The organism is Lacticaseibacillus songhuajiangensis, assembly GCF_003946025.1.
In the GTDB taxonomy this organism is placed as follows: domain Bacteria; phylum Bacillota; class Bacilli; order Lactobacillales; family Lactobacillaceae; genus Lacticaseibacillus; species Lacticaseibacillus songhuajiangensis.
Genome location: NZ_RHNR01000055.1, coordinates 1 through 13955, shown reverse-complemented (window position 1 = coordinate 13955; position 13955 = coordinate 1). Strand labels below are relative to the sequence as shown.

The window sequence follows — 13955 nt, the reverse complement described above, 5'->3', positions numbered from 1 at the left end:
AATGGCCGTGTATGCCCGACATGAATTTAGTCGGGTGTACACCGCCATTTTTCTCGGGAGCGGAATTTTGACACCGGCCTTGTGGCAAAATTCCCAGTGGAAGACGGCGCAGCCGGCTGGAACGGTCCCGCTAACGGAGTCCCTGTTCGCGAAGCTAATCTGCCCCAGGCCCGATCTTCGGTCGATTTTCATAGAAGCCATCCTTGCGGATGGTATTTTCAGCGCTTACGCTGACGGACAGTAACACAAAAACAGCGCGGCCATAATTGGCTGCGCTGTTTTGTATTACTTGGTGAGACCCATCTTCAGGCTGTACTGCTTGCCGGTGGAGATGTCGTACTGGATAATCTGGTAATCGTGCAACAGCTGCTTCTGACTTGCACTCAGCTGCTTGTAGCTCTCGCTGCGGCCGGATTCGTTGATGAACCGCATCCCCAGCGTGCTGCTGGTGCGGGAACTGTCCGTCTTACTCCAGATGGCCGGCAACTTCGCCTGCACATCCGTCATCAAAGCATTGTATGGGTTTAGTTTGATGTTCCCCTGCTTCAATGCCAGTGCGATGAAGTCGTTTGGCCCGACGTACTGGGTGTTGCTCTGCTTGCCCAGTGCGCCGTGCTCCTGCGCATACTTATTGGCGTAGACGAAGTAGTCCGTGCTGTGCAGCAGAATCTGATCGGTGACACCGTTGTAAATACCCGGCAAGTGATCACCATAGAAGACCCAAACGATTGGCTTGTTAATTTTGTCAATCTTCTCGCGGAAGGCCTTCACTGCCTGGTCCGTGTAATTGGTCCCTGTAGCGTAGGTCTCAATCTGCGTCTTCACGCCATTGAGGGCGGAGGTACCCGCCTTGACGCTGATTGGGTTCTTGTACCAGTCGTTGAACGGCATGTGGTTCTGAATCGTAATCAGATTAATGAACTGACCACCGTTTTTCTTGTTCACCTGCGCAAGCGCGTTGTCATAGGCCGTCGTGTCTGACAGGTAAGGACTGCTGCCAAGACGCGACTGATCAATAATTTTGTACTTGCTGTCCAGGTAAACGAACTTATTGAACTTGAACTTGCGGTAAACTTCCGGCCGGTTGTAGAAGGAGCCGGTGTATGGATGGATGGCGCTGGCATAACTGAAGTCCTCGCCGATGTTCGGGTTCTGCTTCAGCTTCGGCACGAGCTGCGTGTACGGCGTGTTGATGGTGCTGTCAAAATTCCCGAGGGACAGCCCCGTCAACGTCATGTACTCCATGTCCGCTGTCCCGCCACCAAGGCCATAACTCATCATGGTTCCGCTAGTGTAGTTCTGTTTCATCGAGCGAATGTACGGAATTGGGTCCTGACTGAAGGTCAGGTTCGGAATCCGCGTCGGGTCGGAGAAGCTTTCACTCAGGTTGAAAATCACCGTCGTGTCCTTGAGCTTATTGGTGCGTGTCTTGTTCAGCGCGGCAGCTTCCTGCTTGTAGCGTTTGACCACCTTGGCCACTTCCGCCTTCGAGTAGCCAGTCGGCTTGGCCATGGCATGTACGTCCAGGCCGCTGACGAACTGCAGAATGGAGCCGTTCCACTGCGCAAACCGCAACTGGTTATTGTTGGCCATGTTGATACCAAAACTGCTAATCACGTTGCGCATGTAGGAATAGCTATGATTCAGGCTGCCCAATGACACAATGAAGGCCAGGGCAACAACCAGCTTGCTAACACGTGTGGTCAGCTTCTGGTTGGCATTGCGCGCGTGGCGCTCGACGTAGGTGATTGCGAGCACAATCAGTACAATGCCGACAACCGCGGCGATGAGCAGCACCGGATTAAGCATCTCAATCAGCTCTTGTGATGACTTCAACTCAGCGAGGTCACTCGGCACAATTGGCTCCGAACGGAACTTAATTTTGACCAGGTTGGCAATGGTCAGGATGGTTTGCAGGGCGATTGTGGTCAGCAGTGACAACCAGTAGCGGTCTGTCAGCGCCAGCAGTACCCAGTAAATCATCAGGAGGATAATGGTGCCGTAGAGCATATTCCCGAAACTATAGAAGAAAGTGAAGGGGAAGATGTTCAGGTACGGGTTGTAAATATTCTGCACCGTACTGAACGACTGGTTCATCACCAGCGCACCCAAGGTCTGGGCAAAATACAGGGCAACGGCCGCAACCACTGGCCGCCAGTACATCCCCCACAACCGCCGGGCAATCTCGGGACCATGGTGCGCAATCTGGTGCCAAGCGGCACGAAATGGCAAATCCCAGTGGGTGCCGAATTCTGCCCACAACTTTGTGCGTTGCGCGAGCAAAATCGTGACGCTGGCAATCAGCCAAACGGTGATGCCGAAAATAACCGGATCAACGAGCAGCCAGATTTTGTGCGGCATGAACTTGAGGAGGAAGTCCCGTACCGCAATGAAATAAGTGCCGGTGTAGTAACGCCAAGTTTCCCCGGTGAGGACCAGCGCCGTTAACCAAATCGTGTACACAAGGCTGCGTTCGGTCCAGCGCTGCTTAGCCGTTGCGGGTGCGCTGTATGCGCCCGTGATGTCCAGTGCAATCCGTACCAGTGCCATCGCTGGCAGCACCGTCAGCGGTGACAGCAGGCCAATGAGCCGCACAGAGTTTCCCATCGACAGAGCGCCGTACTCGGCGTTGAACGCCAGCAAAATGGTGCCCAGGTAGCCCGGGATGAACCACAACAGGTGTAGCGGCCGAATTCGCACGTCGCGATTGCCCACAATGAGACCCATGCAGCCAAAGGCAAACACGCCGAGCGTGTTCGTGCCCCCGGCCATCATGAACGGATCTTTGTTGAAAATCATTGGCAGAATCAGAATCGCTAGCGCCATGTTGCGCACACTTGGGCTCGTGAGCCAGCGGCGCAGGTATGGCTGTGCGAGCAGGAACAAGAACGCTCCACTCACGAATGGTTGCGTGTTACGCAGCAATGGCAACAGCTGGTCGTAAATCTGCTCCTTGGTAATTGAATCCCGCGCGAAAACGAGCAGGAGCAGAATCATAGCGCTGATAATCGCCAGCAACCAGAACCGCCCCGCGGTTTTTACGTGAAAATCGTGGCGCGCAAAATATGCACCCGCCCAAATCAGCGCGGCATTGCGCAAAATGGCCAGCACATACTTCACGAAGATACCAGCAATCCACAACTTGGTGGGTACCGATGCGGTCACGGTATAGACGAGCAGCCCGCGCGAACCGTAACAGATGTAGTACAGCGCGAGTGCACTCGCAAAAGCCAAGCCGGCTAGAACCGTTAGCACGAACTTATTCGGCTTATTGGAACGAACGTTTTCAGTCATGATGTTTCCTCGAAAATAGAATAATTAACCTTTGCGCACAAGTTGTGCATAAAAGGCACGTAATGCGTGTGTTTCCGTTGCAATAATCGGAAAAATTGCATTTTAGGGACAAAATTTCAGCACTTTTATCATTTTACACTTATTGTGTGAACGAATTGTGCACAAGTGCAATATTAATCAATTATCTAAAACCGCGCAAATAACAATGACTCTCTAATTCCGCACCTTATTGCCCATGTAGGCCTTGCCGTAGCGCGTTGCCAGGTAACGCTCAATCTCCAGGCGCATGCGGCTCACGCTTGGCGCGTGCTCCTGTGTGGGATTAATGAGCAGGCACAGCGTGCGCGCAAACGGCTCGGAGAATGGATAGGTGTTCACGTCCCCTACCAGCTTGCTCAAAGCGAGCTGCGGCAGAATGCCCATCCCCAAGCCAGATTCCACCATCGACAGAATCGACTGGTCATCAATGGAATAGTTAATGGAATTCGTAGACACATTGTAGCGGTCTAGCGCGCGTTTGGTATCACGGTCATAGTCCTGCTGCTGAAGGATGAAGTTGCGCTTGCCAATGTCCTCGTCATCCACGTACTTGCCGGACCGCGGCGTAAAGCTGCGCGGTGTCACGCAAAAGATGGGATCCTGTACTAGCGGTTCCACCGTCACGGGCGCATCAACCGGCAACAAGGAGAAACCAATGTCGACACTCCCAGTGCGCACTTGCTCCACGATTTCGTTAAATCCCGCTTGGACCAGCTCAATCTGCACCTGCGGATACTTTTTGTTAAACGCGCGAATAATCGGCGGTAACCAGTTGGTGGACACAGACGAGAACGCGCCAATGCGCACACGCCCAGCGGCGAGCCCGTTAATGTTGTCGGCAACTTGCTGCAATTGATCCTCGAGGTTGAGAATGCCCTGAATGACGGGCAAGACCACCTGCCCGTCGGCGGTAAGCTCGGCCCCACTGCGGCTGCGGATGAACAGCGGAAAACCTAAATCAGACTCCAGCTGACTAATACTGTGCGATACCGCGCTGGGCGTGACGTTCAGCGCTCCGGCCGCCTGGGCAAAAGTACCATAATTCACGACTGCAGCGAACACCTGATATGAAAAACTAGCCATTTTGACCTCCATGAAACGAATACGGATTGTAAAGTGATTCTCCGATAAGTTTACCATTAAGAGTGAGCTATGTTCACTCTTAATTGAAATAGTTGAGTTTTACTTATGTATGGTAGACGAGATACCATTTAGTCGTGGCAAGAATGACCGGCCAAAATTTAAGAGCGGAGGAAAAACACATGCAATTTGCACAGCGGATAGATGATCAGATGGATTCGAACCTGGAGGCACTGCTCGCCGCGCCTGCAGCGGGTCAAGTTTCGTTTGCCGGCGGTCTGCCCGACCCCCAGCTGTTCCCAGAGCGTGAACTGAGTAGCGCCTTCAGCCAGGCACTAACCACTGCCGGTGCGCAATGCCTGCAATACGCGAGCGCCGCTGGTTACGAACCGCTGCGCCAGAAGATTGCGCATTTCCTCCGCCGCGATGGTGTGCCGGCAAGCACGAACACCGTCATGCTCACGCAGGGCGCCCAACAGGCACTGGACCTGACCGCCCGCCTCTTCATCAATCCCGGCGATGGCCTTGTCGTTGAAGGTCCCACCTATGCTGGTGCCCTAGCCGCTTTTGACGCCTACCAGCCGCACTACCTGAGCATCCCCGTCCGCAGCGACGGGATGGACATGACCATCCTGCGCCAGACCTTGGAACAGCACCCGGTGAAGTTGCTGTACACCGTTCCGGACTTCCAGAACCCCACCGGCACCGTCATGAGCCTGCGCAAGCGGAAGCAGCTGCTCGCCCTCGCCCGTGAATTCGACTTCATCATTTTGGAAGACGCGCCTTACCGCTCCCTGCGTTACCGCGGCATTGGCCTGCCGACACTACGCGAGCTGGACACGGACGACCGCGTCATCCACGTGGGCAGTTTTAGCAAAATTCTCTCACCCGGATTGCGTTTGGGCTGGCTAACCGCCACCCCAGCATTGCTCAGTCGTCTGATTACGCTCAAAAGTGGTGCCGATCTGGAAACCAGTAACCTGATGATGCGCGCCATCGACAGCTACCTGAACACCAACGACCTGGGTCAGCACATCCGGCAGTTGCGCAGCACTTACGCAGCCAAGCAGGAAGCCATGTCGACAGCCCTGCAAGCCGGTTTACCGCAAGGGGTCGGCTGCAGCCAGCCCGACGGCGGCTTCTTCCTCTGGGTGACCCTGCCCGAAGGTTGCGACAGTGAGCGCATCCTCAGTCGCTGCCGTGACCACGTGACCTTCGTGCCGTCAACGACGCTCTATGCGGCGCGCAATGATCGGCGCGGCATTCGCCTCGCGTTTACCAACCCGAGCACTGACGACATTCAGCGCGGGTGCGCCGAACTGTGTAACAGCATTCGACAGGAACTTGTGATGGTCAATTCGACAAAACAGCTTCAGCAGCGCAATTAACTCCACCACCTAAATAGCCCCATCCGCATCTGTTGACGATGCGGGTGGGGCTATTTATTTGATGTTAAAATCCAATTGATGCTACGAATTCCGCCGCTCACGGTTCGCGGCGTACTCCGCACTGCGCTTCTTGGCCCGCGCCAAGCGCTCATCATCCAACTCTTTGAACAGAACCGGGTAGGCGTTGAAGTACACCATTAGTGCCAGAATCCCCGACGGAATGCACAAGATCGTGCTCCGCATAATCAAGGCGATGGCCACCAGCACGGTCACCAAGAACACAAGCGCTGAATAAATGATTTTGCGCCGCTTCATGATTTGTCGTCCTTCTTATTGTTAGAAGCTGACGCATTCCCGGAATCAAGACCATCGATGTCGTCCAGGTCATCATCGTCGCCATCGCTCGCACCGTCATCCGTATCGGTGTTGTCACTCATGGATGTTGGGGCCGCGCCAGCAACGGCGGCCGCAACCACCTTGCCGTTCTGGTAACGCTGGCCAGGAAGCGCAATGTGGGTCTGGTCATGGTAGAGCCACACGAAGATGAGCAGCCAGACAATGGCAGCGATGATTGCCCACCATTTGCCGGCAAAAGCCTGGGCAAAGAACAGGCGGAAATCTGGGCCTTCAAAGGTGGACCAGGACAGCTGTTCACCCGCGTGCACCTTCACGGCTCCCGTAGACCGCCCCAAGTTCGTGATTGCCGGTGCAAAGTAAGTCGCACCATACAGGAAGACCGGCGTGGTGATGATCCCCAGTACCAGCATCCGCAGCAAGTTGGCCCCCGTCACTAGCAGTGCTGGAACAACAAAGGACAGGTTGATGATGCCGGCAAAAGGCAGCACCGTGTTGTGCGGCAGAATCATCGCCATGATGAGCATGACAGGAACCAAGATAATGACGGTTACCCAGAGTTCACTGCGTCCTGCCAGAATTGGCCAATCCAGACCGATGTGAACTTCGCGCCCCTTGAAGTGCTTTTGCATGAAGCCACTCATGGCGTCGGCAATTGGCTGCAAAGCCTTCATGAACAGTTTGGAAATCATTGGGAACAAGGTCATCGCCGTCGCGGCCTGAATCGCCAGGTTCAGAGAACCAGACACGGAGTAGCCGGCACCGAAGCCGAGCAGTACCCCAATGATGGCGCCCATCACAGTGTTGTCCCCGAAAATCCCAATTTTCTTTTGCAAAGCATCCGCGTCGAAGGGCTTGTTGAAGATGGGAATAAAGTCCATCAAGCGGTTGAGTGGCTGCAGAACTACCGCAAACAACGTGACGAAGTGCGGCACGGTCACGCCTGGCATCCCCGTCAAATCCTCAATGTGCCGCTGGAACATGTCCCCAGACTTGAGCTCGAGGATAATCTGAATGCTGGCAACCAGAAAGCCCAGCGCCGCACTCTTGGTGAAGTAAAGTGTCACAACGTAAGTGAAAATTTTGTTCCAAACGTTCCACATGTCCACGTTCAGGGTCTTGGTTAACTTGAAGGTCAACATGACAAAGTTAATTCCCAGTAAAAGCGGGAAGAACAAGAACGCACTCTTGTACGACCATGTGATGGCCGCAATCCCTGGCCAGCCCATGTCGACCGCGTTCAGGCTCAGGTGAAACGCTTTGGACATCGCTTTCCCGGCTGGTGCAATCGCGCCGGTCATGTAGTTAACGACCAGCGTCATCCCCGAGAACGCAACCCCCAGTGTCAGTGCCGCCGCAACGGCTTTTTTCAACTTCAGGCCCGCAATGATGGCGATGATAAACATAACCAAAGGAACGAAGACCGCGGAACCCAGATTCAAAACGTAATTAACAACAGTCTTTAAGACTTCCATTTCGACTCATCCCTCTTCCTTGTTTGAACGGACGGGCTACTTTTTCTGCATGGCCTTAAGCGCGCGGAAAATTTCTTTGTACGATTTTTCAGGATTAACGTTCATGAAGATTGGCATGCCGTTGACCACTGCAATCCCGTGGTCCTTGGCAATCTGTTCAATTTCTTGGTTTGGCTGCGCAATCCAGACGTAAACGTCGTAATCGGGCAGCACTGACGGTAGTTGTTTAAAGTCGGTGGCATCCACCTGGACACCCTTCACGTTGTGTTCCTCAAGAAAGGTGTTAATCCGGCCAACAGTTGCTTCACTGGAGGCAACGCCGGAGCCACACGCCACGATAATTTTTGCCATTACACTAACTTCCTTTCGTTATTGATTAATCCGGTTAAACACCAACTCGTACATTGCCTCTGGGTCATCAATCCGCCGAAAATCAGCCACAAACTGCTTGTTCTGCAGCAAATCCGTAAACAGTTGCAGCAGCCCCACCTGCTGACTCGAGTCCGTAATCCCCAGGAAGAACATGGCCTCGGCGTCTTCGGGGGTGTTATAGCCCATCTGCAAAATGTGGACAGGCTTTTGCACCTTGACGACGGCAAGAAACGCTTGCCGCACGTTCTGCGGATCCGCGTGTGGCAACATCACGCTAATTTCCGGGAACACGACCCCCGTTGGGAATTCATCTTCGCGCTGATTCAAAGCGCGTTCGTAACTGTCTTTGACATAGCCGCGTGCCACCAACTTGGCAGCAATTTGGCGAAACAGATCCTGACGATTCTTAGCGTCAACGTCTAAAAACACCAGGTCCCGCTTCAACATGTCACTGTAGTTCATGCGCAACCACTCCTTTATCAAGTTGTCCCGTGATACCTGAACTGTTCTGAATCGTTAAGCCCCTCGCAGAAAATATCGTAAAACGTTTCCAATGCGATAACAACGGCTTTGCACCCCCATAAAATTGTTGACAAAAGTTCAAAGATGCGACTATCATGCACTCATAATTGTTCAGCAAAATTCTGGAGGTGTTTCAATTGTCCGAACCAAAACTAAAGCCAGAGCGTCTCAATGACATCCTCAAGGTCCTGAGTGACGAGCACCAAATCAGCGTTGCCAACCTCAGCAAGCGGGTCTACACGAGTAAATCCACGCTGCGTCGTGACCTGATTTCACTGGAGCAAGACAACATCGTCCGCCGGCAATACGGGATGGTCTACCTGCTTCAGGCCAGTAACATCGAGTACGCCTTCAATCGGCGCGAGAAGGTGCAGGAAAAGGAGAAACGCTACATTTGCGACCTGGCGGGCAAGCTCATCCCCAATAACGCCGCCCTGTTCCTGGACGGTTCCTCCACCAACATCGGCCTGACCAAGTCGCTAGCAGACAAGGTCGGCCTGCACGTGATTACGAATAACCTCAATATGGCCACCCGCTTCAACGAACTGAAGAACACCCAAACCTTCATGCTGGGCGGGCTGCTTTCCAAACACGCCGGTAGTGTTGTCGGGTCGGCAACTATCCAGGCCATCCAGGGTTACCGCGCTGATTTCTTCCTGCTCTCCGTCAGCAGCCTCGACGAAAACGGGGTGTACTCTGCGGACCCCGATCAGTCCGAACTCAAGCGGGCCATGATGTCGCGCTCTGACCATACTATTCTGCTCGTAGACCACACCAAATTCGATAAAAAAGACTTCGTGGTGATGTTCGATTTCGCCGATATTGACACCATCGTCACGGATGAAAAGCCGAGCCAACGCTATCTCAGCCTGTTTGAACAAAATCACGTGCAAGTCATATATAACTGAGCTCCAAATATCAAAACGGGATTTACCGCGCAGCTTTGCAATTAAGTTGGTTGGTAAACCCCGTTTTTGATTTTTCATCCCGTGTTGAGCTGCTGGCATTATCCGCCAACAATTCCTGCACTTTTTGCTGTTTAGTGGAGATGTGTCTCGTCCACTGACCGCTTCATGTCTGCCGGAAACTGCTGTGAGACGCCGCGGATTGGTTGCTCTGGAAGCGCGATGTCTGGTAGCGGCAGTGGCGCCTGGTAGTTGTGCCCGCAAGACTGGTAATCATCCAGTAGCCCCATCTTGATGAACAGGGCCTGTTTGTAGGCAATTTGCGCATTCCATTCCAACGTTTCAAGCAAACGCGTGGCGATGTGCAATTCGGAGGCGGTAATCAAAATCCCATGGCTATTCAGCAGAAGGACGTTCTCAACGGCCTTGTCGCCAATAGCCACCAGCGCGTCGTGCACCGTGTCCGCGAGTTCCTTGCTGCAGGCCGGCTTGTACGGCAAACAGCGAATCCGCCCCAACTCGCGCGTCGCCTCTGTCACGTTCGGCATGTCCTGGCCGATGGTTGCCCAGAACATCGAGGCTTCAGCGTGTGAGTGGTAAACGCAGCGAATTCCCGGGTGGGCCTTGTAGGCCTCCTCGTGCATGTTGATTTCACGAGTCACATCGCCCACACCGTCAATCTTTTTGCCGCTTGCCGCATCAACCACCAGTATTTGCGCCGGCGATAATTCGGCGTAATAGGTTTCCGACATGAAGGTGGGTGTGATCAAAATGTAGGCGTGCCCCTCTGCATCGAAGACCTTAACGGACATATTGCCGCCCGCAACGTTGGTGTCCTTGCGGTCAAACATTTTGCGGACTGTATGCGCAAGATCCCGCCGTTCTGTCTCAAACATCATTTCCATGATTGCAAACTTCCTTTCTGACGTGTGCGTGTGCCTTAACGAATTCACCGCCATTATAACCATGAATTTTCTGGTCAAAAAGATGGCCAATCATGTTTGAGAATGAATCAATCAGCACCAGATTTACGTGTCACTTTGGTTCAGAAGAATTCAATCATTCAAGCTTATGGCGACATTATTGATTAATTTATCAGCTTTTATTAAAGATAACTTATTCTTCAATAAGCATTTACGAGCCGCGGCCACTGAATTTTATTGAACTAACTTGTTCACAAATAACCCGATGTTGTGAATTCTCCCCAACATTTTGACTCCCCCTCACATATCTGCCTCGCACTCCCTATGATAGGGAATGGATACCAGGTCTGAACGTTCTGCCCTCGCAATCAGCACGTTAATCTGGTTTTCAGTAAGTGGAGGTCACTATGGACAAAATTCAGCAGTTTCTTAACCCCGAGTATTCCCAGTCATTCGGCGCATCCCCCTACGTTCAGCAAATGGGCAAGCTGACCGGTCTGCTTTACGACCACGGCTGGGATGAGCGCAATGGCGGTAATGTGAGCTACCGGCTAACCGCAGAAGAAATCAAACCCTACGGCGACGTGCACGCCCGTCTGCGCACGATTCCTATCGACTTTGACGCCTCGGCACTTGCGGGTAGCTACTTCTTAGTCACCGGCACCGGCCGCTACTTTAAGAATGTCGCCAGCTTTCCGCAGCGCGACACTGGGCTCGTGCAGATCAACCCCGACGGCCACAGCGTTGACCTTTTCTGGGGCTTTTGTGACGGCGGCCTACCAACTAGTGAATTCTCGGCACACCTCATGACCCACATCGAGCGGCTGCACCGCGACCCTAATCAGCGCGTCGTCATGCACTGCCACCCCACTAACCTGATTGCGTTATCCTTCACCCTGCCGCAAAACGAAAAACTGATTACCCGGGTGCTCTGGAAAATGCATCCCGAATCCATCGTCGTCTTTCCCGAAGGTATCGGTGTGCTGCCATACATGACGCCCGGCACCACCGCCATCGGCAGCGCCACAGCTGCCAAGATGCACGATTACCGCCTCGTACTGTGGCCGCACCACGGCATCTTCGCCGCCGGTGACTCAATGGATGAGGCCTTTGGTTTAATCGAAACGGTCGAAAAATCCGCACTCATCTACACGACCATTCAGAATCAAGGTGGCCAGATACGCGCGGAAATCACCGACGAGAACCTGCAGGAACTGGCCGACCGCTTCAGCCTCACGCCTAAAGCAGAATTCATGCATGGTGAAACACTTGCCCAAATGCTTGCCAAGTAAACTAAAAAGCAGCCGCTCCGGCGTTGTGCCGGCAGGACTGCTTTTTCTTTTTAAATTCGCATTAAAGATTCACGCCACCATCAATGCGGAGTACTTGGCCCGTCATAAAGCTAGACTGCATGCTGTAAAGGTAAGCGCCAGCCACCTCTTCAATTTTGGCTACTCGTCCCAAAGGCAGTTGTTTTGCGAATGCATCTGCCTGCGCTTGCCGCTGTGTTGCGGACATGTCGCGCCACAAACCCGTTGGTGTCCAGGTTGGCGACACAGCATTCACGCGCACCTGTGGGGCCATCTCTACAGCCAGTCCCGCAACCAACGTGTTGATTGCTTGGTTGCCAATAATAGCCGCAGAGGCATCATAGGGGTGGCCACCAGAACCTGATGTGAGGGTGAGACTCCCGCCTGCACGAATGTGGCCATTAACGACTTGTGCGAGCTGCAGATTGGCAAAAAATTTGTCCTCAATCGCCGCACGAATATCAGCAATTGGGGCATCCAAAAAGCCCCCAGTAAAGGCACCGCCTAGCATTGACACCACGTGTTGATAATCCGCGTGCCGCTGAAAAAAGGCGGTCAGTTCCTGCTGATTGCTGGCATCCAGGCTGCTCCCAGTGATGCCAGATGTCGTGGCCAGAAAATCTGTTAGACGGTGAGTGTTGTGGCCGATGACGTGAACATGCGCGCCGGCAGCTAAGGCTTCACGGGCCACCTCAGCGCCAAAGCCCGACGTTCCTCCGACAATCAAGATGCGTTTGTTTTGTATACTCAAAGCGTTCTCTCCCTCGCTGACTTACTATTAATCAGTATACGCTGATGTTGTTTCAATCTCTAAGCAAAAACGAGTTGCTCCAAAAGAGCAACTCATTTTTTTGATTATTCTTTTGTTGGTTTTTCAGTTTTACTATCTTCGTCTGCAGTTGCCGGCGCTGTCTCTGCAGGCGCGGGCTCTTTACGCATGTAACTGAAGAAGTGCAAGCGCGGCTCGTTGACGAGGCAAGCGAGCACCGTCTTCACCACCGCATAAACCGGAATCCCCAGAATCACCCCAAGCAGCCCGAACATGTTCCCCGCCGTCAGCAGTAAAACCAGCACGGTCAATGGATGAATTTCCATTGATTTGCCAATAACATTTGGGTAAACAAAATTATTATCAATTTGCTGAACAAGTACCGCCACGATGATGGCGAAAATAACCTGCTTCCAAGAAACCGTCATCGCCACCAACACCGCCGGAATGGCACCCAACCACGGCCCGATGTACGGCACCATGTTCATAATCCCGGCTGTGATCCCGATAATCAGCGCGTATGGCGTGCCGCTAATGGCGTAGCCCACGCAACTTAGAATACCAACAATGAGCATGTCCGCAAACTGACCCGTGAAGTAACTCTCCATGGTAGCATTCATCTTCGCCAGCAAGTTCGCGACAAATCCCTGCCAGCTCGGCGCGACAAAACGCTGGATGCTCCCGGACAGTTTGCCGCCGTCCTTCATGAAGTAGAAAAGCACTAACGGCGCCATGAACACGTTCACGAGCACATTGCCAATGTGGCCGACCACAGCGCCAAAGGTCGTCGCGCCGGTGCTGATGTAGCTCGACGCGTACTTGGAAACGTACTTCATCACGCTGCTCTTGCTCAAGTTGACACTATTCAAAATGTCAGCGATGTGCAACTCCGCGGCAATTTTGCTGTGGGCAAAGCCGCGAATGAAGGTCTCCGCCTCCCGCAGGAAAGACGGCACGTTGCTGACCAGACTGGCAACCTGGGTCACGACCTGCGGAATGATGTAGGCAAGCCCACCAAGCAGGATGACAATCAGCAAAATGAAGGCGATGACGTTCGCGTTGCGCCCCTTCACGTGTAGTTTGTGCAGCAGTTTCACAAGTGGCTGCAACAGGTAGTAGAGGAACCCGGCAATCAGAAATGGCCCCATGATAGTGGACAGGAAGGTTGTAATGGGCGTGAAGAGAAACGAAATCTTCGTGCCGAGGAACACGAGCCCCGCTAGAACTAGGAGCAACGTTCCTATTAATAGTAGTTTGATGACCTGACTCAGCGATTCGCGTTTCACGGCGCCACCTCTTCTTTCTCAGCGTTCTTTTCTCCCATTATACACGCCAGCCCCCGCATTACCTCCACCAAAAGGCGGAACTGTCACTGTCCGTCAGCGTAAGTCGCGAAACTTTCATCCGCAAGGATGCTGGGTTTGAAAATAGTGGGGTAGACCGAAGGTGAAGTGCAATAGAAAAGTTAGACACTTAAAAATTTAAGTTAAGCAACCGTGGCCTGCTCCCGGTATTCTACTGGGG

The 13955-nt window shown here is 53.2% G+C and carries 13 protein-coding genes; 4 read left to right on the top strand and 9 right to left on the bottom strand.

The features are described from left to right. A partial coding sequence (locus tag EKM97_RS12090) for a hypothetical protein (protein ID WP_225419279.1) occupies positions 1 to 244 on the top strand: 244 nt, incomplete at its 5' end. A 41-nt stretch (positions 245 to 285) separates the two neighbouring features. Here EKM97_RS12090 and EKM97_RS10700 read toward each other — a convergent pair. Further along, the gene (locus EKM97_RS10700; protein ID WP_125572401.1) at positions 286 to 3294 is read right to left on the bottom strand and encodes an LTA synthase family protein; all 3009 of its coding nucleotides are present in this window, start codon (positions 3292 to 3294) and stop codon (positions 286 to 288) included. A 213-nt stretch (positions 3295 to 3507) separates the two neighbouring features. Beyond that, positions 3508 to 4416: a LysR family transcriptional regulator gene (locus EKM97_RS10695; protein ID WP_125572400.1), complete on the bottom strand. Its 909-nt coding sequence runs from the start codon at positions 4414 to 4416 to the stop codon at positions 3508 to 3510. Positions 4417 to 4595: 179 nt separating this feature from the next. On the opposite strand from EKM97_RS10695, the gene EKM97_RS10690 reads away from it, so the two are divergent. After that, positions 4596 to 5801 carry an aminotransferase-like domain-containing protein gene (locus tag EKM97_RS10690; RefSeq protein WP_125572399.1) on the top strand — a complete coding sequence of 402 codons (1206 nt, stop codon included), beginning with the start codon at positions 4596 to 4598 and terminating at the stop codon, positions 5799 to 5801. Positions 5802 to 5882: 81 nt separating this feature from the next. Here EKM97_RS10690 and EKM97_RS10685 read toward each other — a convergent pair whose 3' ends face one another. The 4 genes from EKM97_RS10685 to EKM97_RS10670 are packed head-to-tail and all read right to left on the bottom strand — an operon-like array spanning position 5883 to position 8464. Then, on the bottom strand, positions 5883 to 6116 hold the full coding sequence (locus EKM97_RS10685) for a hypothetical protein (protein WP_125572398.1): 234 nt from the start codon (positions 6114 to 6116) through the stop codon (positions 5883 to 5885). Beyond that, positions 6113 to 7630, bottom strand: a complete 1518-nt coding sequence (locus EKM97_RS10680) for a PTS galactitol transporter subunit IIC (protein WP_125572397.1) — start codon at positions 7628 to 7630, stop codon at positions 6113 to 6115. Before EKM97_RS10680 ends, EKM97_RS10685 begins: the two co-directional genes overlap by 4 nt. 36 nt (positions 7631 to 7666) lie before the next feature. Continuing rightward, positions 7667 to 7981, bottom strand: coding sequence for a PTS sugar transporter subunit IIB (locus tag EKM97_RS10675; protein ID WP_125572396.1), 315 nt, complete (start codon positions 7979 to 7981; stop codon positions 7667 to 7669). 18 nt (positions 7982 to 7999) lie between these two features. After that, entirely contained in the window at positions 8000 to 8464 is a 465-nt protein-coding gene (locus EKM97_RS10670; RefSeq protein ID WP_125572395.1) for a PTS sugar transporter subunit IIA, read from the bottom strand. 197 nt (positions 8465 to 8661) lie between these two features. On the opposite strand from EKM97_RS10670, the gene EKM97_RS10665 reads away from it, so the two are divergent. Next, a complete protein-coding gene (locus EKM97_RS10665) occupies positions 8662 to 9432 on the top strand; it encodes a DeoR/GlpR family DNA-binding transcription regulator (RefSeq protein WP_164507533.1) in 771 nt (256 codons plus the stop codon). Between the two features lie 131 nt (positions 9433 to 9563). On the opposite strand, the gene EKM97_RS10660 is transcribed toward EKM97_RS10665, so the two are convergent. Next, the gene (locus EKM97_RS10660; RefSeq protein WP_125572393.1) at positions 9564 to 10334 is read right to left on the bottom strand and encodes a class II aldolase/adducin family protein; all 771 of its coding nucleotides are present in this window, start codon (positions 10332 to 10334) and stop codon (positions 9564 to 9566) included. A gap of 425 nt (positions 10335 to 10759) precedes the next feature. On the opposite strand from EKM97_RS10660, the gene rhaD reads away from it, so the two are divergent. Then, complete coding sequence (gene rhaD, locus EKM97_RS10655) at positions 10760 to 11644, top strand: rhamnulose-1-phosphate aldolase (RefSeq protein WP_125572392.1); 885 nt, start codon at positions 10760 to 10762, stop codon at positions 11642 to 11644. 61 nt (positions 11645 to 11705) lie between these two features. On the opposite strand, the gene EKM97_RS10650 is transcribed toward rhaD, so the two are convergent. Both EKM97_RS10650 and EKM97_RS10645 read right to left on the bottom strand, forming a co-directional pair. Next, complete coding sequence (locus EKM97_RS10650; protein WP_125572391.1) at positions 11706 to 12413, bottom strand: SDR family oxidoreductase; 708 nt, start codon at positions 12411 to 12413, stop codon at positions 11706 to 11708. Between the two features lie 104 nt (positions 12414 to 12517). Then, the gene (locus EKM97_RS10645) at positions 12518 to 13717 is read right to left on the bottom strand and encodes an AI-2E family transporter (RefSeq protein ID WP_125572390.1); all 1200 of its coding nucleotides are present in this window, start codon (positions 13715 to 13717) and stop codon (positions 12518 to 12520) included. Positions 13718 to 13955: the final 238 nt, after the last annotated feature.

Excerpts from the sequence above, each read along its gene's own strand:
- EKM97_RS10700 (WP_125572401.1), bottom strand. The coding sequence starts at position 3,294 with ATGACTGAAAACGTTCGTTCCAATAAGCCGAATAAGTTCGTGCTAACG.
- EKM97_RS10695 (WP_125572400.1), bottom strand. The coding sequence starts at position 4,416 with ATGGCTAGTTTTTCATATCAGGTGTTCGCTGCAGTCGTGAATTATGGT.
- EKM97_RS10690 (WP_125572399.1), top strand. The coding sequence starts at position 4,596 with ATGCAATTTGCACAGCGGATAGATGATCAGATGGATTCGAACCTGGAG.
- EKM97_RS10685 (WP_125572398.1), bottom strand. The coding sequence starts at position 6,116 with ATGAAGCGGCGCAAAATCATTTATTCAGCGCTTGTGTTCTTGGTGACC.
- EKM97_RS10680 (WP_125572397.1), bottom strand. The coding sequence starts at position 7,630 with ATGGAAGTCTTAAAGACTGTTGTTAATTACGTTTTGAATCTGGGTTCC.
- EKM97_RS10675 (WP_125572396.1), bottom strand. The coding sequence starts at position 7,981 with ATGGCAAAAATTATCGTGGCGTGTGGCTCCGGCGTTGCCTCCAGTGAA.
- EKM97_RS10670 (WP_125572395.1), bottom strand. The coding sequence starts at position 8,464 with ATGAACTACAGTGACATGTTGAAGCGGGACCTGGTGTTTTTAGACGTT.
- EKM97_RS10660 (WP_125572393.1), bottom strand. The coding sequence starts at position 10,334 with ATGGAAATGATGTTTGAGACAGAACGGCGGGATCTTGCGCATACAGTC.
- rhaD (WP_125572392.1), top strand. The coding sequence starts at position 10,760 with ATGGACAAAATTCAGCAGTTTCTTAACCCCGAGTATTCCCAGTCATTC.